General features: G+C 70.9%; 27 protein-coding genes and 1 riboswitch. Of the genes, 25 read left to right on the top strand and 2 right to left on the bottom strand.

Annotation, left to right across the window (positions count from 1 at the left end):
* Positions 1-146 precede the first annotated feature (146 nt).
* Positions 147-2,075 (top strand): ATP-dependent zinc metalloprotease FtsH, encoded by a 1,929-nt coding sequence (ftsH, locus tag ACFWEP_RS11850; protein WP_387368985.1) that lies wholly within the window; start codon positions 147-149, stop codon positions 2,073-2,075.
* A gap of 58 nt (positions 2,076-2,133) precedes the next feature.
* On the opposite strand, the gene ACFWEP_RS11845 is transcribed toward ftsH, so the two are convergent.
* A complete protein-coding gene (locus tag ACFWEP_RS11845; protein ID WP_387368983.1) occupies positions 2,134-3,015 on the bottom strand; it encodes a methyltransferase domain-containing protein in 882 nt (293 codons plus the stop codon).
* Between the two features lie 779 nt (positions 3,016-3,794).
* Between ACFWEP_RS11845 and ACFWEP_RS11840 the strand changes: the two genes are divergently transcribed.
* The 17 genes from ACFWEP_RS11840 (at position 3,795) to ACFWEP_RS11760 (ending at position 17,004) form a co-directional block, all read left to right on the top strand.
* Positions 3,795-4,388 (top strand): hypothetical protein, encoded by a 594-nt coding sequence (locus ACFWEP_RS11840; RefSeq protein WP_328719172.1) that lies wholly within the window; start codon positions 3,795-3,797, stop codon positions 4,386-4,388.
* 156 nt (positions 4,389-4,544) lie between these two features.
* Complete coding sequence (gene rpsP, locus ACFWEP_RS11835; RefSeq protein ID WP_266709635.1) at positions 4,545-4,976, top strand: 30S ribosomal protein S16; 432 nt, start codon at positions 4,545-4,547, stop codon at positions 4,974-4,976.
* A 2-nt stretch (positions 4,977-4,978) separates the two neighbouring features.
* Positions 4,979-5,218 (top strand): RNA-binding protein, encoded by a 240-nt coding sequence (locus tag ACFWEP_RS11830; RefSeq protein ID WP_014153811.1) that lies wholly within the window; start codon positions 4,979-4,981, stop codon positions 5,216-5,218.
* Between the two features lie 214 nt (positions 5,219-5,432).
* Complete coding sequence (gene rimM, locus ACFWEP_RS11825) at positions 5,433-6,041, top strand: ribosome maturation factor RimM (RefSeq protein ID WP_387368981.1); 609 nt, start codon at positions 5,433-5,435, stop codon at positions 6,039-6,041.
* On the top strand, positions 6,041-6,862 hold the full coding sequence (trmD, locus tag ACFWEP_RS11820; RefSeq protein ID WP_387368979.1) for a tRNA (guanosine(37)-N1)-methyltransferase TrmD: 822 nt from the start codon (positions 6,041-6,043) through the stop codon (positions 6,860-6,862). The genes rimM and trmD overlap by 1 nt, the downstream gene beginning before the upstream one ends.
* A gap of 131 nt (positions 6,863-6,993) precedes the next feature.
* Positions 6,994-7,344: a 50S ribosomal protein L19 gene (gene rplS / locus ACFWEP_RS11815; protein ID WP_266709644.1), complete on the top strand. Its 351-nt coding sequence runs from the start codon at positions 6,994-6,996 to the stop codon at positions 7,342-7,344.
* Positions 7,345-7,389: 45 nt separating this feature from the next.
* Positions 7,390-8,226 (top strand): signal peptidase I, encoded by an 837-nt coding sequence (lepB, locus tag ACFWEP_RS11810; protein WP_387368977.1) that lies wholly within the window; start codon positions 7,390-7,392, stop codon positions 8,224-8,226.
* Complete coding sequence (gene lepB, locus ACFWEP_RS11805; RefSeq protein WP_387368975.1) at positions 8,219-9,319, top strand: signal peptidase I; 1,101 nt, start codon at positions 8,219-8,221, stop codon at positions 9,317-9,319. The genes lepB (ACFWEP_RS11810) and lepB (ACFWEP_RS11805) overlap by 8 nt, the downstream gene beginning before the upstream one ends.
* On the top strand, positions 9,222-10,109 hold the full coding sequence (gene lepB / locus ACFWEP_RS11800; RefSeq protein WP_387368991.1) for a signal peptidase I: 888 nt from the start codon (positions 9,222-9,224) through the stop codon (positions 10,107-10,109). Before lepB (ACFWEP_RS11805) ends, lepB (ACFWEP_RS11800) begins: the two co-directional genes overlap by 98 nt.
* Before the next feature lie 49 nt (positions 10,110-10,158).
* Complete coding sequence (gene lepB, locus ACFWEP_RS11795) at positions 10,159-10,947, top strand: signal peptidase I (protein ID WP_387368973.1); 789 nt, start codon at positions 10,159-10,161, stop codon at positions 10,945-10,947.
* Positions 10,937-11,425 (top strand): NUDIX hydrolase, encoded by a 489-nt coding sequence (locus tag ACFWEP_RS11790; RefSeq protein WP_387368971.1) that lies wholly within the window; start codon positions 10,937-10,939, stop codon positions 11,423-11,425. The genes lepB (ACFWEP_RS11795) and ACFWEP_RS11790 overlap by 11 nt, the downstream gene beginning before the upstream one ends.
* 64 nt (positions 11,426-11,489) lie before the next feature.
* Positions 11,490-11,798 (top strand): DUF2469 domain-containing protein, encoded by a 309-nt coding sequence (locus tag ACFWEP_RS11785; RefSeq protein WP_003965949.1) that lies wholly within the window; start codon positions 11,490-11,492, stop codon positions 11,796-11,798.
* A 184-nt stretch (positions 11,799-11,982) separates the two neighbouring features.
* A complete protein-coding gene (locus ACFWEP_RS11780) occupies positions 11,983-12,345 on the top strand; it encodes a YraN family protein (RefSeq protein WP_387368969.1) in 363 nt (120 codons plus the stop codon).
* A 1-nt stretch (position 12,346) separates the two neighbouring features.
* Positions 12,347-13,969, top strand: a complete 1,623-nt coding sequence (locus ACFWEP_RS11775; protein ID WP_387368967.1) for a YifB family Mg chelatase-like AAA ATPase — start codon at positions 12,347-12,349, stop codon at positions 13,967-13,969.
* Positions 13,970-14,064: 95 nt separating this feature from the next.
* Positions 14,065-15,267, top strand: a complete 1,203-nt coding sequence (gene dprA / locus ACFWEP_RS11770; RefSeq protein WP_387368989.1) for a DNA-processing protein DprA — start codon at positions 14,065-14,067, stop codon at positions 15,265-15,267.
* Positions 15,268-15,516: 249 nt separating this feature from the next.
* On the top strand, positions 15,517-16,353 hold the full coding sequence (gene whiG / locus ACFWEP_RS11765; RefSeq protein ID WP_327178240.1) for an RNA polymerase sigma factor WhiG: 837 nt from the start codon (positions 15,517-15,519) through the stop codon (positions 16,351-16,353).
* 93 nt (positions 16,354-16,446) lie between these two features.
* Entirely contained in the window at positions 16,447-17,004 is a 558-nt protein-coding gene (locus tag ACFWEP_RS11760; protein WP_387368987.1) for a TetR/AcrR family transcriptional regulator, read from the top strand.
* Between the two features lie 54 nt (positions 17,005-17,058).
* On the opposite strand, the gene ACFWEP_RS11755 is transcribed toward ACFWEP_RS11760, so the two are convergent.
* The gene (locus tag ACFWEP_RS11755) at positions 17,059-17,826 is read right to left on the bottom strand and encodes a M23 family metallopeptidase (RefSeq protein WP_387368965.1); all 768 of its coding nucleotides are present in this window, start codon (positions 17,824-17,826) and stop codon (positions 17,059-17,061) included.
* A 275-nt stretch (positions 17,827-18,101) separates the two neighbouring features.
* Here ACFWEP_RS11755 and rpsB point away from each other — a divergent pair, with 275 nt between their 5' ends.
* From rpsB to ACFWEP_RS11720, 7 genes are all read left to right on the top strand, one after another.
* On the top strand, positions 18,102-19,001 hold the full coding sequence (rpsB, locus tag ACFWEP_RS11750) for a 30S ribosomal protein S2 (RefSeq protein WP_266709663.1): 900 nt from the start codon (positions 18,102-18,104) through the stop codon (positions 18,999-19,001).
* Between the two features lie 102 nt (positions 19,002-19,103).
* A complete protein-coding gene (gene tsf / locus ACFWEP_RS11745; protein ID WP_387368963.1) occupies positions 19,104-19,940 on the top strand; it encodes a translation elongation factor Ts in 837 nt (278 codons plus the stop codon).
* 161 nt (positions 19,941-20,101) lie between these two features.
* Entirely contained in the window at positions 20,102-20,875 is a 774-nt protein-coding gene (pyrH, locus tag ACFWEP_RS11740; RefSeq protein ID WP_387368961.1) for a UMP kinase, read from the top strand.
* Between the two features lie 120 nt (positions 20,876-20,995).
* On the top strand, positions 20,996-21,553 hold the full coding sequence (frr, locus tag ACFWEP_RS11735; protein ID WP_275495954.1) for a ribosome recycling factor: 558 nt from the start codon (positions 20,996-20,998) through the stop codon (positions 21,551-21,553).
* Positions 21,553-22,638, top strand: coding sequence for a phosphatidate cytidylyltransferase (locus tag ACFWEP_RS11730; protein ID WP_387368959.1), 1,086 nt, complete (start codon positions 21,553-21,555; stop codon positions 22,636-22,638). Before frr ends, ACFWEP_RS11730 begins: the two co-directional genes overlap by 1 nt.
* Before the next feature lie 163 nt (positions 22,639-22,801).
* Positions 22,802-23,908, top strand: coding sequence for a 23S rRNA (adenine(2503)-C(2))-methyltransferase RlmN (gene rlmN, locus ACFWEP_RS11725; protein WP_387368957.1), 1,107 nt, complete (start codon positions 22,802-22,804; stop codon positions 23,906-23,908).
* A 102-nt stretch (positions 23,909-24,010) separates the two neighbouring features.
* A riboswitch (TPP riboswitch) is annotated at positions 24,011-24,128 on the top strand.
* Positions 24,129-24,209: 81 nt separating this feature from the next.
* The gene (locus tag ACFWEP_RS11720) at positions 24,210-25,304 is read left to right on the top strand and encodes a thiamine ABC transporter substrate binding subunit (RefSeq protein WP_387368955.1); all 1,095 of its coding nucleotides are present in this window, start codon (positions 24,210-24,212) and stop codon (positions 25,302-25,304) included.
* Positions 25,305-25,340 lie beyond the last annotated feature (36 nt).

Here is a 25,340-nt window from a genome sequence, read left to right as displayed (position 1 = left end):
CACCGCGACGGTGCGCGCCCCTTCTCGCGTGTCGCCGGGTCGTGCCGCGTACGGCCCATGGGGGCGGACTCTCCGGGGGCTCTGGGGCGCTTTCTCGCCTAATGTCGCCAATAGCGCCACTCACGGTCGTCGGCAGAGGAGAGCGTGTGACCACCCCCGTACCTCCCCGCGATCGCCCCGACCAGCCCTGGCGCTCCGAAGGAGCACCCCCGCCCCCTCCGCAGCGGCGCAAGATGCCCGGCGGCTGGGGGCGGCTGCTGCTCACCGCGCTGATCGTCTACCTCCTCGCCAACCTGGTGCTCTCCCTCTTCAACGGCGACGACGAGCCGACCATCGCCTACACCGAGTTCACCAAGCAGGTCGGCGCCGGGAACGTCTCCAAGATCTACTCCAAGGGCGACGCCATCCAGGGCGAGCTCAAGAAGAAGGCGAAGGTCCCCGGCGAGGACACCGAGTACACCAAGTTCACCACCCAGCGGCCCGCCTTCGCGGACGACGACCTCTGGGACGAACTGGTCGGCGACGACGTCACCGTCACCGCCGAGCCCGTCGTCCAGCAGCGGAGCTTCCTCGCCAACCTCCTGATCTCGCTGGCGCCGATGCTGCTCCTCGTCCTGCTCTGGGTGTTCATCGCCCGGCGGATGTCGCGCGGCGGTCCGGGCGGCGGGATGGGCGGCTTCGGGCGCAAGGCGCCGCCCAAACCGGTCGCCCTGGAGAGCTCCACCCGCACGACCTTCGCCGACGTGGCCGGCATCGACGAGGTGGAGGGCGAACTCAACGACGTCGTCGACTTCCTGAAGAACCCCGAGGCGTACCGGAAGATGGGCGCCCGCATGCCCGGCGGGGTCCTGCTCGCCGGGCCGCCCGGTACCGGCAAGACGCTGCTGGCGCGCGCCGTCGCGGGCGAGGCCGGGGTGCCGTTCTTCTCCGCCTCCGCCTCCGAGTTCATCGAGATGATCGTGGGCGTGGGCGCGGGCCGGGTGCGCGAACTCTTCGCCGAGGCCCGCAAGATCGCGCCCGCCATCGTCTTCATCGACGAGATCGACACCATCGGCCGCGTCCGCGGCGGCGGTGCGGGCATGGGCGGCCACGACGAACGCGAGCAGACGCTCAACCAGATCCTCACCGAGATGGACGGCTTCTCCGGCTCCGAAGGCGTGATCGTGCTGGCCGCGACCAACCGGGCCGACGTACTCGACCCCGCCCTCACCCGGCCCGGCAGATTCGACCGCATCGTGCAGGTCAGCCCGCCCGACCGGGGAGGCCGCGAGGCGATTCTGAAGATCCACACCCGCCGGATCCCGCTCGCCGACGGAGTCGACCTGTCCCGGGTGGCGGGCGCCACCCCCGGGATGACCGGAGCGGACCTCGCCAACCTCGCCAACGAGGCGGCGCTGCTGGCCGTCAAGCGCAAGGGGTCCGAGGTCGAGCAGACCGACCTCTCCCAGGCGCTGGAGAAGGTCCAGCTCGGCGCCGAACGCCCGCTGGTCATGCCGGAGGAGGAACGCCGCAGGACGGCCTACCACGAGAGCGGCCACGCCCTGCTCGGCATGCTCCAGCCGGGAGCCGACCCGGTGCGCAAGGTCACCATCGTGCCGCGGGGTCGTGCTCTCGGCGTCACGCTCTCCACGCCGGACGCCGACAAGTACGCGTACACCGAGGACTACCTGCGCGGCCGGATCATCGGCGCTCTCGGCGGCATGGCCGCCGAACACGTGGTCTACGACGTCATCACCACGGGCGCCGAGAGCGACCTGGAGCAGGTCACCAGCCTGGCGCGGGGCATGGTCGGACGGTGGGGGATGAGCCACCGGGTGGGAAGGCTCACGGCCATCCCGGCCGACGCCCAGCAGGCGTACGGGCTGTCGGCCGCGCCCGCCACGCTGGACGCGATCGACGAGGAGATGCGGCGCATCGTCGACGAGTGCTACGAGGACGCCTGCCGGCTGCTGCGGGAGAACCGCGACCGTCTCGACTCGCTCGCCGAGGCGCTGCTGGCGAACGAGACGCTGGAGGAGGCGGAGGCGTACCGCGCGGCGGGGATCACCCGGCTGGAGAAGCCGCACCCGGTGTGAAAAAAGGGCGCCCCGTGGCAGCGTGTCCGTTCACGCCGCCACGGGGCGCGGGCGGATCTCAGCAGACGCAGACCAGGTAGCGGAAGACGTTCGGCATCCACACCGTGCCGTCCGACCGCAGGTGCGGATGCAGCGCCTCCGCGATCTCCTTGGCGACCTGGCCGCAGTCCGTGGCCGCCACCGCCGCGTCGAAGAGCCCCGTCGAGAGCAGCCCGCGGACCGCGCTGTCCAGGCCTGCATAGCCGAACGGGCAGGACACCCGGCCCGAACCGTCCGGTTTCAGCCCGGCACGGGAGGCGACCTCCTCCAGATCGTCCCGCCGCGCCGGCCGCCGGGCGCCGGAGCGCGCTGTGCCGGGCGGGTTCGCGAGCCGGTCCGCCACCTCCAGCACCGCGGCCGTGGCACACCTCTCGGGCGGCCCCCAGCCGGTCAGTACGACGGTCGCGCCCCGGGCCGCCAGCGGTACGGCGGCCTCCAGCGCGGGGGTGAGCCCCTCGGAGTCGCCCGGGGCGCAGCCGATCGGGTCGAAGACGGTGAGCAGGTTGTACGGAACCCCGTCCGCGGGGGCCGCCGCCGGGACGGCGTCGACCAGCCGCGGTGACGCGCCGACTGCGAGACCGTACGGCCCGGCCCGCCCCGCGGGCCCCTCCGTCCCCGGCGGCAGCAACCGCCCCCGGGCCAGGGCGAGCCGGTCGCGGTCGGTGTCCACACCGGTGACCCGGGCCCCGCGGGCAGCCGCGATCAGCAGCGCGAGCCCGGAACCGCAGCCGAGGGAGAGCATGCGGGTGCCGGACCCGATTTCGAGCCTTTCGTAGACCGCTTCGTACAGCGGTGACAGCATCCGCTCCTGGATCTCTGCCCAGTCGCGGGCACGGGTACCGGTGTCCACCGGAGCGGGGGTGTCCGCGTACCTGTGGTGCCGGACGAGCGTTGGTGTCATGGATGTACCCCAATCGCCAAGAGGGTTCGGTCGTGCCCGAATGGGCGCCCCCGCGTGCGGGCGTCCGCATCCCCGTATGTCAGGGAACTGCGCATCAGCGGCCGCGTCCAGGGGGCGCAGGGTCATTCATTGCGCGCCCCGGTCGTGCGCCCTCTGGGGGCGGGGTGCGCCGCACCGCCGACTCTCGCCGTCGGGAAGGCGGTACCGATCAGCTTCGCGGACCCTGCGGTCCGCCGGGTGGCGCCGCGCGGTCCGGCGGTCCGCGGTGGGACGGGCGGACCTCCGGAGCGTGAGCCTCCCGTTCCTTCCGCCCAGTCTCACCCGCCACGCCGGGTGCAGCACGTCGAGCGTCCATCGCCCGCGTACGGCGTGGTCACGGGGGTGGTCGCGGAGCTCGGGCGGACGTGCCGCGCGTGCGCCGGATCGCGCACGGGGGCGGCGGGCGGGGCCGGTGCTCCGTCCGGGGGGCGGGCCCGGTAGCCTCGCCCCGACCGGGTGCGGGCCGCGTCTCCCGCTCCGGTTCCCGGTCCCGCCGCCTCATCCGGACCCGGGCTCCGGACGGTGCGCGAAAGCGTGCGAAAGCGGTACGGACCCGTGCACCCCGACGAGAGTGTCTACGTGTTATTACGTACGAGCTTGGTGTGAGCTGTGCGGCTTCTCCGCAGTTCGGCGTACCCGCCCGCGTACACGGGGCATCGCCGCCAACCGGCTGGTACGTGCAAATTATTTGGGATGCCCCGGAATAGGAACACCGGGGCCCTCAGGCTCGTTATCACGACGTGAGCACGACACCACCTGTACTTGCCGCAGAGCTGGCACAGGCGTGGGCCGACATTCAGCGGTACCACCCCGAGCTGCCCGATCTCGCCGCACCCGAGTCCCTGATCGGAGAGTCCTCGTCCGCCTGTGGCGCCGAACTCTCCTTCGAGCGACTGCTCCACGAGGCAGTCCACGGCATCGCCGCCGCCCGAGGTGTCCGCGACACCTCCCGCGCCGGCAGGTACCACAACCGACGTTTTCTCGCGATCGCCGAAGAGCTGGGCCTCGACCACACCGAGGAGCCCCATCCCAGCAGCGGCTTCTCGCTGGTCACCCTCGACGCGGAGGCCAAGAGGCGCTACCGCCCCACGGCCGAACGCCTCCAGCGTGCGCTGAAGGCGCACACCGTGGCGACGGCCGCCGACACCAAGCGGTCCTTCCGGGGTCCCGCCGCCCGGCACGGTTCGTCCGGCGGCGGCGTCCGCGTCAAGGCCGTCTGCGACTGCGGACGCAACGTCCGCGTCGTCCCCTCGGTCCTCGCCCAGGCGCCGATCGTCTGCGGGGGCTGCGGCAAGCCGTTCCGGATCCCGGAAGCCACCGTCGCGGTGGGGTGAGCCGATGGCGTGTGGCACAATGGACAGCTGCACTCGACAGTCGCACAGGACCCCTCTCTCCTCCGGCTGACGCGTCCATCGGGCACCTCGGGTGCCACAACCCCACGTGGCATTTCGTCGTGCCCAATCCCGTCAAGACCAGGAGACACCACTTCCGTGGCAGTCAAGATCAAGCTGAAGCGTCTGGGCAAGATCCGTTCGCCTCACTACCGCATCGTCGTCGCCGACTCCCGCACCCGCCGTGACGGCCGGGCCATCGAGGAGATCGGCCTGTACCACCCGGTGCAGAACCCGTCCCGCATCGAGGTCAACGCGGAGCGCGCGCAGTACTGGCTGTCCGTCGGCGCTCAGCCGACCGAGCCCGTCCTGGCGATCCTGAAGCTCACCGGTGACTGGCAGGCCCACAAGGGCCTCCCGGCCCCCGCGCCGCTGCTGCAGCCGGAGCCCAAGGCTGACAAGCGTGCGCTGTTCGAGGCTCTGACCTCCGACGGCGACGAGGCCAAGGGTGAGGCCATCACCCCGAAGGCCAAGAAGTCCGAGAAGAAGGCTGACGAGGCGGCCGACGCCGCCGAGTCGACCGAGGCCTGAGCATGCTCGAGGAGGCTCTCGAGCACCTCGTGAAGGGCATCGTCGACAACCCCGACGATGTGCAGGTCGCCTCGCGTGATCTGCGCCGCGGACGCGTGCTGGAGGTCCGGGTGCACCCCGACGACCTCGGCAAGGTGATCGGCCGCAATGGCCGCACCGCGCGTGCTCTGCGCACTGTCGTGGGCGCCATCGGCGGCCGTGGCATCCGTGTCGACCTCGTCGACGTGGACCAGGTGCGCTGAAAAGGTTGAACACCGGCCAGGGCCGGGGAGGGCTTCACAGCCGTCCCCGGCCCTTGTCGTCGCTCCGGCCCCGAGGCCGCGTCCGACACCGTCCGCCCGACGGGAATCGTCGGACACGGCCCAGCGGTGCCCGGGGCGGCCCTCCCGTACCCCCGGCGCTGTCGCCCGGCTCATGCCGGACGCCCGCGTCCGCCCCATCAATCGGAGAATCAGCGTGCAGTTGGTAGTTGCGCGGATCGGCCGCGCCCACGGCATCAAGGGCGAAGTCACCGTCGAGGTCCGCACGGACGAGCCGGAGCTGCGACTCGGCCCCGGCGCCGTGCTCGCCACCGAGCCGGCGGGAGTGGGACCCCTCACGATCGAGACCGGCCGGGTGCACAGCGGCCGGCTGCTGCTCCGCTTCGCGGGTGTGACCGACCGGACCGGCGCCGAAGCGCTGCGCAACACCCTGCTGATCGCCGAGGTGGACCCCGACGAGCTCCCCGAGGACCCGGAGGAGTTCTACGACCACCAGCTGATGGACCTCGACGTGGTCCTCGCCGACGGCACCGAGATCGGCCGGATCACCGAGATCACCCACCTGCCCTCGCAGGACCTGTTCATCGTGGAGCGCCCGGACGGCAGCGAGGTGATGATCCCCTTCGTCGAGGAGATCGTCACCGAGATCGACCTGGAGGAGCAGCGGGCCGTCATCGACCCGCCGCCCGGTCTGATCGACGCGAGCGAGGCGGTCGTCGCCTCCTCGCGCGACGAGGAGGCTGAGGGCGGCGACGAGGAGGACGGCGGCAGCGCCGACGGGGCCGGCGCGGGGAGCAAGGCGTAATGCGTCTCGACGTCGTCACGATCTTTCCCGAGTACCTCGAACCGCTGAACGTCTCGCTCGTGGGCAAGGCCCGCGCCCGGGGCAGCCTCGACGTGCACGTCCACGACCTGCGGGAGTGGACGTACGACCGGCACAACACGGTGGACGACACCCCGTACGGCGGCGGCCCCGGCATGGTCATGAAGACCGAGCCCTGGGGCGACGCCCTCGACCAGGTGCTCGCCGACGGCTACGAGTCCGGCGCGCACAGCCCGGTCATGGTCGTGCCCACGCCCAGTGGACGCCCCTTCAGCCAGGAACTCGCGGTCGAGCTCTCCGAGCGGCCCTGGCTGGTCTTCACCCCGGCGCGGTACGAGGGCATCGACCGCCGTGTGATGGAGGAGTACGCCACCCGCGTGCCGGTCGTGGAGGTCTCCATCGGGGACTACGTCCTGGCCGGAGGGGAGGCGGCCGTGCTCGTCGTCACGGAGGCCGTGGCCCGTCTGCTGCCCGGTGTCCTCGGCAACGCCGAATCGCACCGCGACGACTCCTTCGCTCCCGGCGCCATGGCCAACCTGCTGGAAGGCCCCGTCTACACCAAGCCCCCCGAGTGGCGCGGCCGTGCCATCCCGGACGTACTGCTCACCGGCCACCACGGGAAGATCGCACGGTGGCGCCGGGACCAGGCGTTCGCCCGTACAGCCCTGAACAGGCCCGATCTGATCGAACGCTGCGCCGCGAGCGACTTCGACAAGAAGGACCGCGAGATCCTCTCCATCCTCGGCTGGGCGCCCGAGCCCGGTGGCCGATTTTGGCGCAGGCCGTCCGCCGTGGAAGAATGAGCAGCTGCTGTGCGTCCGACGTGCGCCCCTGCCACAGGGGGAACGACGTCCGCCCGACGTGATCAGCGCATTCGATCTTCCAGACGATCTCCCGTCGATGACCTGTGGCATCGGCGAAGAAAGCAGACACAATGGCTTCCCTGCTCGATGGCGTCAACGCCGCCTCCCTGCGTTCGGACCTCCCGGCGTTCCGCGCCGGTGACACCGTCAACGTCCACGTGCGCGTGATCGAGGGCAACCGCTCCCGTATCCAGCAGTTCAAGGGCATCGTCATCCGCCGTCAGGGCGCGGGCGTCAGCGAGACCTTCACGGTCCGCAAGGTCTCCTTCAGCGTCGGCGTCGAGCGCACCTTCCCGGTGCACAGCCCGATCTTCGAGAAGATCGAGCTCGTCACCCGCGGTGACGTCCGTCGCGCCAAGCTGTACTTCCTCCGTGAGCTGCGCGGCAAGGCCGCGAAGATCAAGGAGAAGCGCGACCGCTGAGCTGACACCGGCGTCCACAGCGCGGCCGGATAGGCTTCGGCCGCGATGGACACGGAAGAACAGCACACGAAGCGCGATCGCTCCCTGGGACCCGCGAAGGGTTCGCAGGAGCGATCGCGCTTTTCGCGTTCCGGGAACCCCGAGGACCGGCCGGCCGATGCCGGAGACCTGCCGGGTGAGCCGGGTGGGGACGACGGTGGGCGGACCGGGCGGCGGTCCGCGCTGCGACGGGCTGCCCTGATCTGCGCCGCCCTGCCGGCCGCCGTACTCCTCCTCAGCGCGTTCGTCGTCCAGCCCTTCCTCATTCCGAGCGGCTCGATGGAGCCCACGCTGCGGGTCGGGGACCGGGTGTTCGTGAACAAGCTCGCCTACCGTTCCGGCTCCACGCCGGAAAGAGGAGACGTCGTGGTCTTCGACGGCACCGGCTCCTTCGTGCCGGACACCGCGGGCCACAACCCCGTCGCCGGACTGCTGCGCGGGGCGGCCGCGGTCCTGGGGCTGGCCGATCCTCCGGACACCGACTTCGTGAAACGGGTCGTCGGTGTGGGCGGTGACCACGTGGTCTGCTGCGACCGGAACGGCCGGCTCGAGGTGAACGGCACCCCCCTGGACGAGGAGTACCTGCACACGGGAGACGCCCCGTCCCGGGTGCCGTTCGACATCGTCGTGCCGGACGGCACCCTCTGGATGATGGGCGACCACCGCGACCGCTCCAGCGACTCGCGCAGCCACCTCGGGGAGCCCGGGGGCGGCATGGTGCCGGTGGACCGGGTGATCGGACGGGTGGACCTGATCGGCTGGCCCTGGAGCCGGGCGGGGGCGCCGACCGGCTCCGGTGACGCCTTCGACGGAGTACCCGCGCCGGACGGCTCGCATGGGTAGCCGCGGCAGGGGGAGCCGCCCGGCGCCCGAGGACGTTCCGTACGGAGCTGTGGACGCGGACCGGTCCGCCCCGCCGGACGGGACCGGGGGCGACCGCAAGGCACCCACCCGGGCCGAGCGCCGGAAGCTGGCGCGACGGGTCGCGCGGCGGCGCCGCAGGTCCCGGGTGGTCGAGGTACCCCTCCTGCTGGTGTTCGCACTGCTCATCGCGCTGTTTCTCAAGACCTTCGTCGTCCAGGCCTTCGTGATCCCCTCCGGGTCGATGGAACAGACCATCCAGATCGGTGACCGGGTCCTGGTCGACAAGTTCACGCCGTGGTTCCACGCGGAGCCGCAGCGGGGCGACGTGGTGGTCTTCAAGGACCCCGGGGGCTGGCTGGGAGAGAGCGGGACCGCGAGCACCGACACCGCACCGGCCGGTGTCCGGCAGGCGAAGGAGCTCCTCACCTTCATCGGGCTGCTGCCCTCCGCCGACGAACAGGACCTGATCAAGCGGGTGATCGCGGTCGGCGGCGACACCGTGAAGTGCTGCGGCGAGGACGGAAGGCTCACGGTCAACGGGGTGGCCGTCGACGAGCCCTACCTGAACCTTGGGGATGTGCCATCGGCCATCCAATTCGAGGTAAAGGTTCCCGAGGGCCGGATCTTCGTCATGGGCGACCACCGGTCCAATTCCGCCGACTCCCGCTACCACCTCGGCAACGGCTTCGACGGCACGGTGCCGCTGTCGGACGTCGTGGGGCGCGCCGTGGTCATCGCCTGGCCGGTGGGGAGCTGGGCCACGCCGGGGCACCGCGACGCGTTCGCCGGGGTGCCGGACGCGGCGGCGGGAGCGTCGGCCGCCCCCGGTCTCTCGCATAGTGTGTCCCACCAGGATCCCTACGGAATGATCCCGCTCCCGACCCCTGCGGAACTCCCGCTCGTTATGGGAGTGATGGGCCTGCGTCGCATCCGGCGCGGGCCGTGGCACGGATTGAGGAGTGGATGTGGGGGATTTGGCGGTCGGCGCACGATCCGGACACGACGAACCCGAGGACCGGCCCGGACGGGACGGGGACCCGGCAGACACGGCGGCGGACCGGACGGGGGATGACGACACTCCGAGCAGTGCTGCCGGAGGCCCCAAGCAGCGTTCCTTCTGGAAGGAGCTGCCGCTCCTCATCGGGATCGCGCTCGTCCTGGCCCTGCTGATCAAGACCTTCCTGGTCCAGGCGTTCTCGATCCCCTCGGACTCCATGCAGGACACGCTGCAGCGCGGTGACCGGGTGCTGGTGGACAAGCTCACCCCGTGGTTCGGCTCCGAGCCGGAACGCGGCGAGGTCGTCGTCTTCCACGACCCGGGCGGTTGGCTGGAGGGTACGGCCACCCCCGATCCGAACATCGCGCAGAGGTTCCTCAGCTTCATCGGGCTCATGCCCTCCGCCGAGGAGAAGGACCTGATCAAGCGGGTCATCGCGGTGGGCGGCGACACGGTGGAGTGCAAGCAGAACGGCCCCGTCACGGTGAACGGGAAGGCTCTGGACGAGAAGTCGTTCATCTACCCGGGCAACACCCCCTGCGACGACAAGCCGTTCGGCCCGATCAAGGTCCCCGAGGGCCGGATCTGGGTCATGGGCGACCACCGTCAGAATTCTCTGGACTCCCGCTACCACCAGAACCTCCCCGGCCAGGGCACCGTCTCCGTCGACGACGTCGTCGGCCGTGCCGTGCTGGTGGCCTGGCCCGTCAACCGCTGGGCGACACTGCCGGTGCCCAGCACCTTCGACCAGTCCGGCCTGAACGCCGCGGCGGCGGCCGCTCCGGCCGCGCTCGGAGTGGCAGGAGCGCTGCCCCTGGTCTTCTGGCGTCGCAGGAGGCTGACCGGCGGACGTACCGACGGGTAGTGTGCCGACTCGGATCAGCGATTGTCGATCTCCGATGGGGGACGCTGGGATGAGTGGAACAGGACGTACGGACGGCCACGGCCGGCTCGGCAGTGTGCTGTCGGGTCTGACCGTGGCCGTCGGCTGTGTGCTTTTCCTCGGCGGGTTCGCCTGGGCCGCGCTGGTGTACCGGCCGTACACCGTGCCGACCGATTCGATGTCCCCGACCGTGGCGGCCGGGTCCAAGGTGCTGGCGCAGCGGATATCGGGCGACGAGGTGCGGCGCGGCGACGTCGTGGTCTTCACGGACAAGGTGTGGAGCGACTCCCCGATGGTCAAGCGGGTCATCGGGACCGGAGGCGACACCGTGGTCTGCTGCGACGCGAAGGGCCGGCTGACCGTGAACGACGTGCCGATCGAGGAACCGTATCTGCAGAAGCCGGCGGGTAGCTCCGGAGATCTCGGGGCGTCCGGGGAGAGCGGGGGCTCCGCCCCGGCGGCCTCGTCGGAATTCAGCGCGGAGGTCCCCGAGGGGGAGCTCTTCCTGCTCGGCGACAACCGGTTGACCTCCCTGGACTCCCGGGTCCACATGGCGGAGGAGGGGCAGGGTGCGGTGCCGCGCGACACGGTCCAGGCGCGGGTCGACGCCGTGGCCTGGCCCTCCCGCGGCATGCTCGACCCGGCGGACGGTTTCGCCGCGCTTCCCGGCGGTATCTCGTCCCGTGGGCCGCTGCTGCTCCAGCTCTCGGCCGTGGGACTGGGCGTGATCCTGATCCTGGGCGGCTGCGCCTACGGACCGGTGGCCGCGTGGACGCGGCGGCGCGGCAAGTCCGCGAAGGCGGTGGCGGGTGCCCGCTGAGATCCGGACGGTCGCCCGGGTCGTCCTCCTCGACCCGCAGGACCGGATTCTGCTGCTCCACGGCTTCGAACCCGAGGATCCCGCGAAGACCTGGTGGTTCACTCCGGGCGGCGGGCTGGAGGGCGACGAGAGCCACGAGCAGGCCGCCCGTCGCGAGCTCGCCGAGGAGACCGGAATCAGGGACATCGAACTCGGCCCGGTCCTCTGGAAGCGCAGGTGCTCCTTCCCCTTCGACGGCCGTCGCTGGGAACAGGACGAGTGGTACTTTCTCGCGCGAACGGAACAGACCGCCACCGACCTGGGGGGTCTGACCGAACTGGAACGCCGCAGCGTGGCAGGTCTCAGGTGGTGGACTTCCGCCGAACTGCGGGCGACCCGTGAGACGGTGTATCCGACCAAGCTCGCCGAACTGCTGCGCACGCTGCTCGACGAGGGTTCTCCGAGCGTTCCGCAGATTCTCGCCCCCGAAATCGCCTGAACGTCCGGGGGCGTCACCGGCTGCAGCACAATGGGGGGACGCACGGCTGAAGGGGACGCATGCCATGAGCGCCGAGGACCTCGAAAAGTACGAGACCGAGATGGAGCTGAAGCTCTACCGGGAGTACCGCGACGTCGTCGGTCTGTTCAAATACGTGATCGAGACCGAACGTCGCTTCTACCTCACCAACGACTACGAGATGCAGGTTCACTCGGTCCAGGGGGAGGTGTTCTTCGAAGTGTCCATGGCGGACGCCTGGGTCTGGGACATGTACCGGCCGGCGAGATTCGTCAAGCAGGTGCGTGTGCTGACCTTCAAGGACGTGAACATCGAGGAGCTCAACAAGAGCGACCTCGAACTCCCGGGCGGCTGACCGCCACCCGGCGGGAGGGCGAGGAGCAGGGCCGGGGCGTGTGACGGATCGTTTCCCCGCTCGTCAACCCGGGCGACCCGGTCATCCTCAGGGGTGGCCGGGTTTTCCACATCCGGGAGGTTGTCCACCAAGATCCACAAGGATCGGCCGCTCCGCGCAGAGTCGGTGCCGGAGGTGGTGCCGGATGAAGAACGCACGGGGAGCACTCGGGCGGTACGGCGAGGAGTTGGCGGCGCGGCTGCTGACCGACGCGGGCATGGCCGTGGTGGAGCGCAACTGGCGCTGCCGGGCCGGAGAGATCGACATCGTCGCGCGCGACGGGGACGCACTCGTCGTCTGCGAGGTGAAGACCCGCAGATCGGCGGAGTACCAGCACCCGATGGCGGCCATCACCCCCGCCAAGGCGGAACGGCTCCGGCGGCTCGCCGAGTTGTGGCTCGACGCGCACGGGGGGCCGCCGCGGGGCGGTGTGCGCATCGACCTCGTCGGGGTGATCGTGCCCCGGCGAGGCGGTCCGGTCGCCGAGCACGCGCGGGGGGTGGCCTGAGATGGGGTTCGCGCGAGCCTGTTCCGTCGCCCTGGTCGGCGTGGAGGGCGTGGTGGTGGAGGTCCAGGCGGACCTGGAACCCGGAATCGCGGCCTTCACGCTGGTCGGACTGCCGGACAAGAGCCTGGTCGAGAGCCGGGACCGGGTCAGGGCGGCCGTCGTCAACTCAGGGGCCCAGTGGCCGCAGAAGAAGCTCACGGTCGGTCTCTCCCCGGCGTCCGTACCGAAATCCGGATCGGGTTTCGATCTCGCCGTGGCGTGCGCGGTGCTCGGCGCAGCCGAGCGGATCGATCCGGCGGGGATCGCCGACGTCGTCATGATCGGGGAGCTGGGCCTCGACGGACAGGTACGCCCGGTGCGCGGAGTGCTGCCCGCGGTCCTCGCCGCGGCCGAGGCCGGATACCACCACGTCGTGGTCCCCGAGCAGACCGCGGGGGAGGCGGCGCTGGTCCCCGGCGTCTCGGTCCTGGGCGTTCGGAGCCTGCGCCAGCTGATCGCGGTCCTGAGCGACGAACCGGTGCCGGACGAGCCGGCCGGCCGGCAGAGCAGGCCCGACACCCTGCTCGCCGGACTGATGGTGCCCGGCTCCGGATTCGGCGCGGGACTCGCCCTGCCAGGAGGCCGGGGCGGGACGTACGCCAAGGACCTGAGCGACGTCGCGGGACAGGGCAGGCCGCGCATGGCCCTGGAGATCGCCGCGGCGGGCGGACACCATCTGCTGCTCTCCGGTCCCCCGGGCGCCGGGAAGACGATGCTGGCCGAGAGGCTGCCGGGCATCCTGCCACCGCTGACGCGGCGCGAAGCCCTGGAGGTGACCGCGGTGCACTCGGTCGCGGGAATCCTCCCGCCGGGCGAGCCGCTGGTGAGCGCCGCGCCCTACTGCGCCCCGCACCACTCGGCCACCATGCAGTCACTCATCGGCGGGGGCAACGGGCTGCCGAAACCCGGGGCCGTCTCCCTGGCTCATCGAGGGATTCTCTTTCTGGACGAGGCTCCCGAGTTCTCGGTCCGGGCCCTGGACGCTCTGCGCCAGCCCCTGGAGTCCGGTCACGTGGTGATCGCCCGGGCGGCGGGGGTGGTCAGGCTGCCGGCGCGCTTCCTGATGGCGCTGGCGGCGAATCCGTGCCCCTGCGGCCGGCACAGCCTGGGCGGGGCCGGCTGCGAGTGCCCGCCCTCGGTGATCCGCCGCTACCAGGCCCGGCTGTCCGGGCCTCTGCTGGACCGCGTGGACCTGCGGGTCGAGGTGGAGCCCGTCACCCGCGCGGACCTGGTGGAAGGCGGGGGCCGGGGCGAGTCGACCGCCGTCGTGGCCGGCCGGGTGCTCGAAGCCCGTGCCCGCGCGGCCGGGCGGCTGGACGGCACGCCCTGGACGACCAACAGCGAGGTGCCGGGGCATGAGCTGCGCACCCGGCTGCTCGCGGCCCCCGGGGCGCTGGCTGCCGCCGAACGGGACATGGAGCGCGGCGCCCTGACGGCGCGAGGCCTCGACCGGGTGCTGCGGGTGGCCTGGACCGTCGCGGACCTGCGCGGCGCGGACCGCCCGGACGCCTCGGACGTGACCGTCGCCCTGGAACTGCGGACCGGTGTCCCGCGCGGGGTCCCCGTGCACGCGAGGGCCTCGTGACCGGGGCACGGGGGAAGCCCCGGCCGCCGGGGTTCTTGCCGCCCGAGTCTCTGCCGCCGGGGCCTCTGCCGGAGGAGTCCGCGCTGCCGGAGTCCCTGCCGGAGGGCCGGGAGGCGTCCGGCGACGGGGCCGCGGCTCCGGGGCGGCCTGATGCCGAGCGGCTGGCGCGGGCCGCGCTCACCAGGATCGTCGAGCCGGGCGACGAGCGGGCGGGCCGGTGGCTGCGGACGCACGGGCCCGCCGAGGTGCTGCGACACCTGACCGCGTACGACGGGTCTCCCCAGACGCTGCCCGGCATGACGGCGGCCCGGCTCGCCGGTTACCGGATGCGGGCCGCCGTGGCCGACCCGGAAGGGGACCTGGAGGCCGCGGCCAGGGCCGGCGGGCGGTTCGTCGTCCCGGGCGACCCGGAGTGGCCCGGTCAGCTGGACGACCTCGGCGACGCCCGCCCGGTGGGGCTGTGGATCCGGGGCGCCGCGGACCTGCGGCTCTGGGCACTGCGCTCGGTGGCGGTGGTCGGTGCGCGGGCCTGTACCCCGTACGGCGCCCACATGGCCGCGACGCTGGGCGCGGGGCTCGCGGAGCGGGGCTGGGTGGTGGTCTCCGGGGCGGCCTTCGGAGTGGACGGCGCGGCGCACCGGGGGGCGCTGGCCGCCGGCGGCGCCACGGTCGCGGTCCTGGCATGCGGGGTGGACGTCCCCTACCCGCGCGGGCACGCGGAGCTGATCGGCCGGATCGCGCGGGAGGGCCTGCTGGTGGGGGAGTTGCCACCGGGCACGCATCCGACCCGCAGCAGGTTCATCCTCCGCAACAGGGTGATCGCCGCGCTGACCAGGGGCACGGTCGTCGTGGAGGCCGAATACCGCAGTGGCTCCCTGGTGACCGCCCGGGGCGCCCAGCGGCTCGGCCGCTTCACCATGGGCGTACCGGGGCCCGCGACCAGTTCACTGTCGGCAGGCGTCCACGAACTGCTGCGCGGCGAAGGGGTACTGGTCACCGACGCGGCCGAAGTGGCCGAACTGGTCGGCGAGATCGGCGACCTGGCCCCGGTCCGGCGCGGGCCCGTGCTCCCCAGGGACCTGCTCGGCCCGGTGGCCGCCGCGGTCCTGGACGCGCTGCCGCGCGGGGGGACCGCGCGGGTACGCGATGTCGCCCGCTCCGCGGGCACTTCGGCCGACGAGGCACTCGCGCGGCTGTACGAACTGCACTCACTCGGGTTCGTCGAACGGGAGGGCGACACCTGGCGGTCGGCGTCCGCGCCGAGACCCAACGACGACACCCGGCGAGGCGGTACTTGACCTGGGGCATTCGGGTGAAAAGGTAAGCGGGGTGACCTCGGTGGTTCGTGCGGCGCCACTCCCGGGGCCGATGCGTACGGTGTCGGCCCCGGTCGTCCGGTACGCCCGGCGGCGGGAGCGCGCGCGGCACCAGCGCGCTCCACCCGCCTCCTCCGGACGCGCAACGCGACGCCTCAGTCACGCTACGCTCACGGTCTCCGCTCCCCACAAGTCCCCAGTACTTCACGGCAGAACGGCTCAAGGCACCACATGCCCCAGCACACCTCCGGGTCTGACCGCGCGGCAGTACCACCCGCTGCGCGTGGCACTGTGCGGCCCTCCGCCCCCTCCTCCCTCGAAGAGTTGTGGCGCACGTACAAGTCCACGGGAGACGAGCGGCTGCGGGAGCAGCTGATCCTGCACTACTCACCGCTCGTCAAGTACGTCGCGGGCCGGGTCAGCGTGGGCCTCCCGTCCAACGTCGAGCAGGCGGACTTCGTGTCCTCGGGCGTCTTCGGGCTGATCGACGCCATCGAGAAGTTCGACATCGAGCGGGCCATCAAATTCGAGACGTACGCGATCACCCGCATCCGGGGCGCGATGATCGACGAACTCCGGGCGCTGGACTGGATTCCGCGCTCCGTACGTCAGAAGGCGCGGAACGTCGAGCGCGCCTACGCCACGCTCGAAGCGCAGTTGCGGCGCACCCCGTCGGAGTCCGAGGTCGCCGCCGAGATGGGGATCGCGCTGGAGGAACTGCATGCGGTTTTCAGCCAGTTGTCGCTGGCGAACGTGGTGGCCCTGGAAGAGCTGCTGCACGTCGGCGGGGAAGGCGGCAACCGGCTCAGCCTGATGGACACGCTGGAGGACACGGCCGCCGACGACCCGGTGGAAGTCGCCGAAGGCCGTGAGCTCAGACGGCTGCTCGCCCGCGCCATCAACACCCTCCCGGACCGGGAGAAGACCGTGGTCACCCTCTACTACTACGAGGGGCTGACGCTCGCCGAGATCGGCAACGTCCTCGGAGTCACCGAGAGCCGGGTCAGCCAGATCCACACCAAGTCGGTCCTCCAGCTGCGCGCGAAACTGGCCGACGCGGGCCGCTGAGCGGCCCTTCTCCGCCGGACGCCGAGGTCGGGCACGTCGCGGGCGGCCCCTCCGCCGTACAGTGGAGCCGTGCCCAGGATTCGAGCGGCCTCCGTGGCCGAGCACCGGACCATGCAGCGCGGCGCCCTCCTGGACGCCGCGCGCTCCCTGCTTTCCGAGGGCGGGACGGAGGCGTTGACCTTCCCCGCGCTCGCGGAACGCACAGGTCTCGCCAGGTCGTCGGTGTACGAGTACTTCCGTTCCCGCGCCGCCGTCGTCGAAGAACTCTGCGCCGTGGACTTCCCCGTGTGGGCGGCCGAGGTCGAGAACGCCATGGCGGCGGCCGGGACGCCCGAGGAGAAGATCGAGGCGTACGTCCGCAAGCAGCTCGAATTGGTGGGGGACCGGCGTCACCGTGCCGTGGTCGCCATCTCCGCCAGCGAACTCGACGCCGGGGCGCGCGAGAAGATCAGGGCCGCGCACGGCGGGCTGATCACCATGATCGTCGAGGCCCTGGGCGATCTCGGGCAAACCCAGCCGAGGCTCGCGGCGATGCTGCTCCAGGGCTCCGTCGACGCGGCGGTGCGCCGGATCGAGCTGGTGGTGGCCGAGGAGCCGGGCGTGATCGCCGAGACCGCCGTCGCCATGATCCTGCGCGGCGTACGGGGCTGATTCCGCTCCGCCGCCGGGCGGGGGCGTGACCGTCGGGCGGTCGCTGCCCACCCCTTACGGCGCCTCCTCGGGCAGCGGGACGTCCGAGTCCGGCAGCGGTACGCCCGATCCCGGCAGCGGGACGCCCGAGTCCGGCAGCGGTACGTCCGATCCCGGCAGCGGGACGCCCGCCACCGGCAGCAGCCGTGACGGGCCCCGCGTCAGCAGGGCGGGCGGCAGCAGCGAGAGCGGGTCGACGTAGGCGTCGCCGCGCCGCACGCCCCAGTGGAGGCACCCCGCCGGGCAGTGCGAAGGGCCCGGCTCCGTCACCGCCACCGACGCGCCCGCCCGGACCTCGTCGCCGACGCGCACCAGGGAGCGAACCGGTTCGTAGGTGGTGCGCAACGGCGGATCGCCGCTCCCCGCCAGCTCCACGGCGAGGACACCGCGCCCGGCCACGCGGCCCGCGAACACGACGTGTCCGGCCCCGACCGCGCGGACCGGGGTGCCGGTGGGCGCGGCGAGGTCGACGCCCCGGTGGCCGGGCGCGTACGGGCCCGCCGGCGGCTCCCATCCCCGTACGACCACCGGCCGGCCCGCCAAGGGCCAGCTCCGGGCACCGTAGTCGCCGTCGGCTCCGCCCGGCTCCCGGGGAGCCCGGGTTCCGGCGGGGACCCAGCCCGGCGGCGCGGACGCCGGGGCGGCGGCCGGAGCCGGGAGGCAGATCACCAGGAGTGCGAGCAGGGGCCGGAGGACCGGGCCGGGCCGAGCCGCCTTCCGTGCCCGGGGCCGGAGCCGTGCCCGTACCCGTGACGGGTATGTGGTCGCGCGTGTCCGCTGCATGCCGCAACCCTCCCGCCGGTGGCCGTCCGCCGGGGGATCTTGGGCCCTCCCTGTGGAGTACTCGCCGGTTGTGGACAACGCCGTCACCCGGCACTCGAAGGGTCCCGTACACTTCTTGTGGCGACCCGGGTGACCGGGTCGACTTCGCACGCCCCGCCACCTCCCTCTCAGCGGACGGTGGCCGCGCTTCTCGGTCCTTCGTGGCACGGCGCGTGGGGCGTCAGGCGCGAGCGCAATCCTGCGGTCGCGGAACCGAGTACTTCAAGGAGATGGCCATGGCCGTCGTCACGATGCGGGAGCTGCTGGAGAGCGGCGTCCACTTCGGTCACCAGACCCGTCGCTGGAACCCGAAGATGAAGCGCTTCATCTTCACCGAGCGCAACGGCATCTACATCATCGACCTGCTCCAGTCGCTGTCGTACATCGACCGCGCCTACGAGTTCGTCAAGGAGACCGTCGCGCACGGCGGCTCCATCATGTTCGTGGGTACGAAGAAGCAGGCCCAGGAGGCCATCGCCGAGCAGGCGACGCGCGTCGGCATGCCGTACGTCAACCAGCGTTGGCTCGGTGGCATGCTCACCAACTTCTCCACCGTCTACAAGCGCCTTCAGCGTCTGAAGGAGCTCGAGCTCATCGACTTCGAGGACGTGGCCGCCTCCGGCCTCACCAAGAAGGAGCTCCTGGTCCTCTCGCGCGAGAAGGCCAAGCTGGAGAAGACCCTCGGTGGTATCCGCGAGATGCAGAAGGTGCCCAGCGCCGTCTGGATCGTCGACACCAAGAAGGAGCACATCGCCGTCGGTGAGGCGCGCAAGCTCCACATCCCGGTCGTCGCGATCCTCGACACCAACTGCGACCCCGACGAGGTCGACTACAAGATTCCGGGCAACGACGACGCGATCCGCTCCGTCACCCTGCTCACCCGCGTGATCGCCGACGCCGTCGCCGAGGGCCTCATCGCCCGTTCCGGTGCCGCCACCGGTGACTCGAAGCCGGGCGAGAAGGCCGCCGGCGAGCCCCTCGCCGAGTGGGAGCGCGACCTGCTCGAGGGCGACAAGAAGGACGACGCCGAGGTCCAGGCCTCCGCCGAGACCGAGAAGGCCGCCGACGCCGAGCCGGCCGAGGCCGCCGCCGAGACCGCCGAGGTCGAGGCTGCCGCCGAGACCGAGCAGGCCTGACACCTCCGTCACGGCTGACTGACGGCGGGGGCCGGTGCCACGCGCACCGCCCCCGCCGTTCACCCGTAGATCTTTCAGACTTCGAGAGAGAAACCCAGACTCATGGCGAACTACACCGCCGCTGACGTCAAGAAGCTCCGCGAGCTCACCGGCGCCGGCATGATGGACTGCAAGAAGGCGCTCGACGAGGCCGACGGCAGTGTCGACAAGGCCGTCGAGGCGCTCCGTATCAAGGGTCAGAAGGGCGTCGCCAAGCGCGAGGGCCGTTCTGCCGAGAACGGCGCGGTCGTCTCGCTCATCTCCGACGACAAGACCTCCGGCGTTCTGCTCGAGCTGAAGTGCGAGACCGACTTCGTCGCCAAGAGCGAGAAGTTCCAGGCCGTCGCCAACACGCTCGCCGCGCACGTCGCCGCGACCTCCCCGGCCGATCTGGCCGCGCTGCTCGCCTCCGAGATCGAGGCCGGCAAGACCGTCCAGGCGTTCGTGGACGAGGCCAACGCCAACCTCGGCGAGAAGATCGTCCTGGACCGCTTCGCGCAGTTCACCGGCGGTTACGTGGCCGCGTACATGCACCGCACCATGCCCGACCTCCCGCCGCAGGTCGGCGTGCTCGTCGAGCTGGACAAGCCGAACGCCGAGGTCGCCAAGGACGTCGCGCAGCACATCGCCGCCTTCGCCCCGAAGTACCTCAGCCGCGACGAGGTCCCGGCCGAGACGGTCGAGAACGAGCGTCGTGTCGCCGAGGCCACCTCGCGCGAGGAGGGCAAGCCCGAGGCCGCCCTCCCGAAGATCGTCGAGGGTCGCGTCAACGGCTTCTTCAAGGACGTCGTCGTCGTGGAGCAGTCCTTCGCCAAGGACGCCAAGAAGTCGGTTCAGAAGGTTCTCGACGAGGCCGGTGTCTCCCTGAAGCGCTTCACGCGCATCAAGGTCGGCATCTGAGTCCCGTCCGCGAATGACGGTGGACCCGGGATAGGGTCTGATGCAGTCGTCGGCCGCACACCTGCCGAGCGACCGCAGATCTGACGAGGAGGCCATTGCCGCTGAGGGACACCAGACCCACCGGCAATGGCCTTCTTCGTATGTGCACGAGGAGAATTTCCATGGACAAGGGCGCGGACGCCAAACAGGTTGACCACAAGCGCGACGAGAAGGTGCCCGGACGCTTCATGCTGAAGCTGTCCGGCGAAGCGTTCGCCGGTGGCGGGGGACTCGGGGTCGATCCCGACGTCGTGCACGCCATCGCCCGCGAGATCGCCGCAGTGGTGCGTGGCGGTGCGGAGATCGCCGTCGTCATCGGCGGCGGCAACTTCTTCCGCGGGGCCGAGCTCCAGCAGCGCGGCATGGACCGGGCCCGGTCCGACTACATGGGCATGCTCGGCACCGTGATGAACTGCCTGGCGCTCCAGGACTTCCTGGAGAAGGAGGGCATCGACTCGCGCGTACAGACCGCCATCACCATGGGCCAGGTCGCCGAGCCGTACATTCCCCTCCGTGCCGTGCGGCACCTGGAGAAGGGGCGCGTCGTGATCTTCGGCGCCGGCATGGGCATGCCGTACTTCTCCACCGACACCACCGCCGCCCAGCGGGCCCTGGAGATCGACGCCGAGGCGCTCCTGATGGGCAAGAACGGGGTCGACGGGGTCTACGACTCCGACCCGAAGACGAACCCCGGCGCGGTGAAGTTCGACGCGCTGGAGTACAGCGAGGTGCTCGCCCGCGATCTGAAGGTCGCCGACGCCACCGCGATCACGCTCTGCCGCGACAACCAGCTCCCGATCCTGGTCTTCGAACTGACCACCGCGGGCAATATCGCCCGTGCCGTCAACGGTGAGAAGATCGGCACCCTCGTGAGTGACGAGAGCACCCGGGCCTGACGGCCCACGGATGGACAACGGCCTGCCGGTCGGACACCGTGCAGGTGAGGACGCGACGCAGGACCCGCAGGGCCGGGTGATGACGATGCCGGGCCCACTCAAGACACGCAGGAGCACGTGGTGATCGAAGAAATCCTCCTCGAGGCCGAGGAGAAGATGGAGAAGGCCGTTGTCGTGGCGAAAGAGGACTTCGCCGCGATCCGGACCGGCCGCGCGCACCCGGCGATGTTCAACAAGATCGTCGCCGACTACTACGGCGCGCTGACCCCGATCAACCAGCTGGCCTCGTTCTCGGTTCCCGAGCCGCGCATGGCCGTGGTGACGCCGTTCGACAAGACCGCGCTGCGCAACGTCGAGCAGGCGATCCGCGACTCCGACCTGGGCGTCAACCCCAGCAACGACGGCAATATCATCCGGGTGGTGTTCCCGGAGCTCACCCAGGACCGCCGCAAGGAGTACATCAAGGTCGCCAAGACCAAGGCCGAGGACTCCAAGATCTCGATCCGCTCCATCCGCCGCAAGGCGAAGGAGGCGCTCGACAAGCTCGTCAAGGACAAGGAGTCCGGCGAGGACGAGGTGCGCCGCGCGGAGAAGGAGCTCGACGACACCACCGCGAAGTACGTCACGCAGGTGGACGAGCTGCTGAAGCACAAGGAAGCCGAGCTGCTCGAAGTCTGATGAACGACTCTTCCCTGGGCGCCCCGCAGGGTGCCGGCTACTGGGGCACGTCCGAGATCGCGGCCGCTCCGGCGGGTCCTGCCCACGATGTGCACGGCGCCCAGCAGACTCGGCCCATGCCCATCGTGCCGGACACTCCCGACGCAGGTAGAGACGACGCAGACGACCACGACGGCCGGGACGGGGACGCCACGCACATCAGTGGCCCCCTGTTCCGCGACGAGGTGCCGCAGGCACCCTCGCCCGTTCCGCCCCCCGCTCCGCAGAAGAAGCGGGCGGGGCGTGACCTGCGGGCCGCCATAGGGGTCGGCGTGGGCCTCGGTGCCGTCGTCATCGCCTCGCTGTTCGTCGTCAAGGCCGTCTTCGTCGGTGTCGTCGCCGTCGCCGTCGTCGTCGGCCTGTGGGAACTCACCTCTCGGCTGGACGAGCGGAAGTCGATCAAGGCTCCGCTCGTCCCGCTCGCGGTGGGCGGCGCGGCCATGGTCGTGGCCGGCTACGTGTGGGGCTCCGACGGGGCCTGGATCGCGATGGCGCTCACCTCGCTGGCCGTGCTCGTCTGGCGGATGACCGCGAAGCCGGAGGGATACCTGCGGGACGTCACCGCGGGTGTCTTCGCCGCGTTCTACGTGCCGTTCCTGGCGACGTTCGTCACGCTGATGCTGGCCGCGGACGACGGCCCCTGGCGGGTGCTCACGTTCCTGCTGCTGACGGTGATCAGCGACACGGGCGCGTACGCGGTCGGCTGGCGGTTCGGCAAGCACAAGCTCGCCCCGCGCATCAGCCCCGGAAAGACCCGTGAGGGGCTGTTCGGGGCCATCGCCTTCGCGATGGTGGGCGGTGCGCTGTGCGTGCAGTTCCTGATCGACGACGGCACGTGGTGGCAGGGGCTTCTGCTGGGGCTTGCGGTCGCCGCCAGTGCCACCCTCGGGGACCTCGGCGAATCCATGATCAAGCGGGATCTCGGCATCAAGGACATGGGCACGCTGCTGCCCGGTCACGGCGGGATCATGGACCGGCTGGACTCGCTCCTGCCGACCGCTCCGGTCGTCTGGCTGCTGCTGGTGCTGTTCGTCGGCAGCGGCTGAGGCGATACGTTCCGGCTGAGGTGCGCGGAGTGTGCTCCGAAGCCCGTCCTGTCGGCCGGAACGTCCCCGCGCTACCCGCCCCACCTGCGTTTTTGCGCGTCGAGGACCCGCTGTCCACAGGACGGCGGGTCCTTTCCGTCGCGTCTGCGACACTGGAAGAACCATGCCTAAGCCCGGAGAACTCACCTTTGTCGCGCCCCGCGGAGCCAAGAGGCCCCCGCGGCACCTCGCCGACCTCACGCCCGCCGAGCGCAAGGAGGCAGTCGCCGCGACCGGCGAGAAGCCGTTCCGTGCGCAGCAGCTCTCGCAGCACTACTTCGCGCGGTACACGCACGACCCGGCCCAGTGGAACAACATCCCGGCCGGATCCCGCGAGAAGCTCGCCGAAGCGCTGTTCCCCGACCTCATGTCCGTGGTCCGGCACATCAGCTGCGACGACGACACCACCCGCAAGACGCTCTGGAAGCTGCACGACGGGACGCTCGTCGAGTCCGTCCTCATGCGCTACCCGGAGCGCGTGACGATGTGCATCTCCTCGCAGGCCGGCTGCGGGATGAACTGCCCGTTCTGCGCCACCGGGCAGGCCGGACTGGACCGGAACCTCTCGACCGCCGAGATCGTGCACCAGATCGTGGACGGTATGCGGGCGCTGCGCGACGGCGAGGTGCCGGGCGGGCCCGCGCGCCTCTCCAACATCGTCTTCATGGGAATGGGCGAGCCGCTCGCCAACTACAACCGCGTCGTCGGCGCCATCCGCCGGCTGACCGACCCCGAGCCGGACGGCCTGGGTCTTTCGCAGCGCGGCATCACCGTCTCCACCGTGGGCCTGGTGCCCGCCATGCTGCGCTTCGCGGACGAGGGCTTCAAGTGCCGGCTCGCCGTCTCGCTGCACGCTCCGGACGACGAGCTCCGTGACACCCTCGTGCCGGTGAACACCCGCTGGAACGTCCGCGAGGTGCTCGATGCCGCCTGGGAGTACGCCGAGAAGTCCGGCCGCCGGATCTCGATCGAGTACGCCCTGATCCGCGACATCAACGACCAGGCCTGGCGGGGCGACCGGCTCGGCCGGCTGCTCAAGGGCAAGCGCGTGCACGTCAATCTGATCCCGCTCAACCCGACGCCCGGCTCGAAGTGGACGGCCTCCCGTCCCGAGGACGAGAAGGCGTTCGTGGAGGCCATCGCGGCCCACGGTGTACCCGTCACGGTGCGGGACACCCGTGGCCAGGAGATCGACGGCGCCTGCGGGCAGCTGGCGGCCTCCGAGCGCTGAATCCACGCCGTGGGCCTTTTCCCCGGTCGGGCCGTCGCCATCCGCCTGACCGGGGAAAACCCCCGCACGGGGCCCGTGTAGCCTGGCTCCGCATCCAACTTCATATTCCGACAGGGGAGCGCCACAGCGCTGAGAGTGCGGCACCGGTGAAACGGATGGCCGCAGACCCTCTGAACCTCGCCCGGGTCATTCCGGGTAGGAAGTTCGGACCTTACTCAAGCTGTTGCGCCCTGCCCGCTTCCGGTATCCGCCGGCGCGTGCGGGGCCGCGTCTCTTCCTGGTCACCTCCAGGAGGAATCACATGCACACCACGACGAAGTACGCGGCGACCGCGCTCGCCGCCGCACTCGGCGTCACCGCGCTCGCCGGCTGCGGGAGCTCCGACGACGACACGTCCGGCTCCGGCGCTTCGAAGGGCTCCAAGACCGTCACGCTGGTCAGCCACGACTCCTTCAACGCATCGCCCGACGTGCTCAAGGAGTTCACGAAGCAGACCGGGTACACGGTCAAGGTCCTCAAGAGCGGCGACGCCGGTGCGGCCCTCAACCAGGAGATCCTCACCAAGGGTTCCCCGCGCGGCGACGTCTTCTTCGGCGTCGACAACACGCTGCTCTCCCGCGCCCTCGACCAGGGCCTCTTCACTCCGTACGAGGCGAAGGGGCTGGACGCCGTCGCGGCCGACACCCGGCTCGACGCCGAGCACCGGGTCACCCCGGTCGACACCGGCGACATCTGCGTCAACTACGACAAGAAGTACTTCGCCGACAAGAAGCTGGACCCGCCGAACTCCTTCGCGGACCTGCTGAAGCCCGCGTACAAGAACCTCCTGGTCACCGAGAACGCCGCCACCTCCTCGCCCGGCCTCGGCTTCCTCCTCGGCACCATCGCCGACTCGGGCGAGGACGGCTACCAGGACTACTGGAAGAAGCTGAAGGCCAACGGCGTCAAGGTCGTCGACGGCTGGGAGCAGGCCTACAACGAGGAGTTCTCGGGCTCGGCCGGCGGCAAGAAGGCGAACGCCGACCGCCCGCTCGTCGTCAGTTACGCCTCAAGCCCGCCGGTGGAGGTGTATTACGCCGACCCGCAGCCCACCGAGGCTCCCACCGGCGTCGCCACCGCGACCTGCTTCCGCCAGATCGAGTTCGCCGGTCTGCTGGACGGGGCGAAGAACCAGGCGGGCGGCAAGGCGCTGCTGGACTTCCTGATCAGCAAGACGTTCCAGGAGGACATGCCGCTCCAGATGTTCGTCGACCCGGTCGTCGAGGGCACGAAGCTGCCGGAGGTCTACACCAAGTTCGGCGCCACTGTGGACAAACCGTTCACCGTGGACCCGGCGAAGATCGCCGCCAACCGTGAGCAGTGGGTCCAGGCGTGGTCCTCGATCGCCGTGAAGTGACGAAGGCTTAAGTGTCGAAGACCGACGGCCCCGCCG

The sequence above is a fragment of the Streptomyces sp. NPDC060198 genome, assembly GCF_042728415.1.
GTDB lineage: Bacteria > Actinomycetota > Actinomycetes > Streptomycetales > Streptomycetaceae > Streptomyces.
This window is presented reverse-complemented; position numbering and strand designations above follow the sequence as displayed.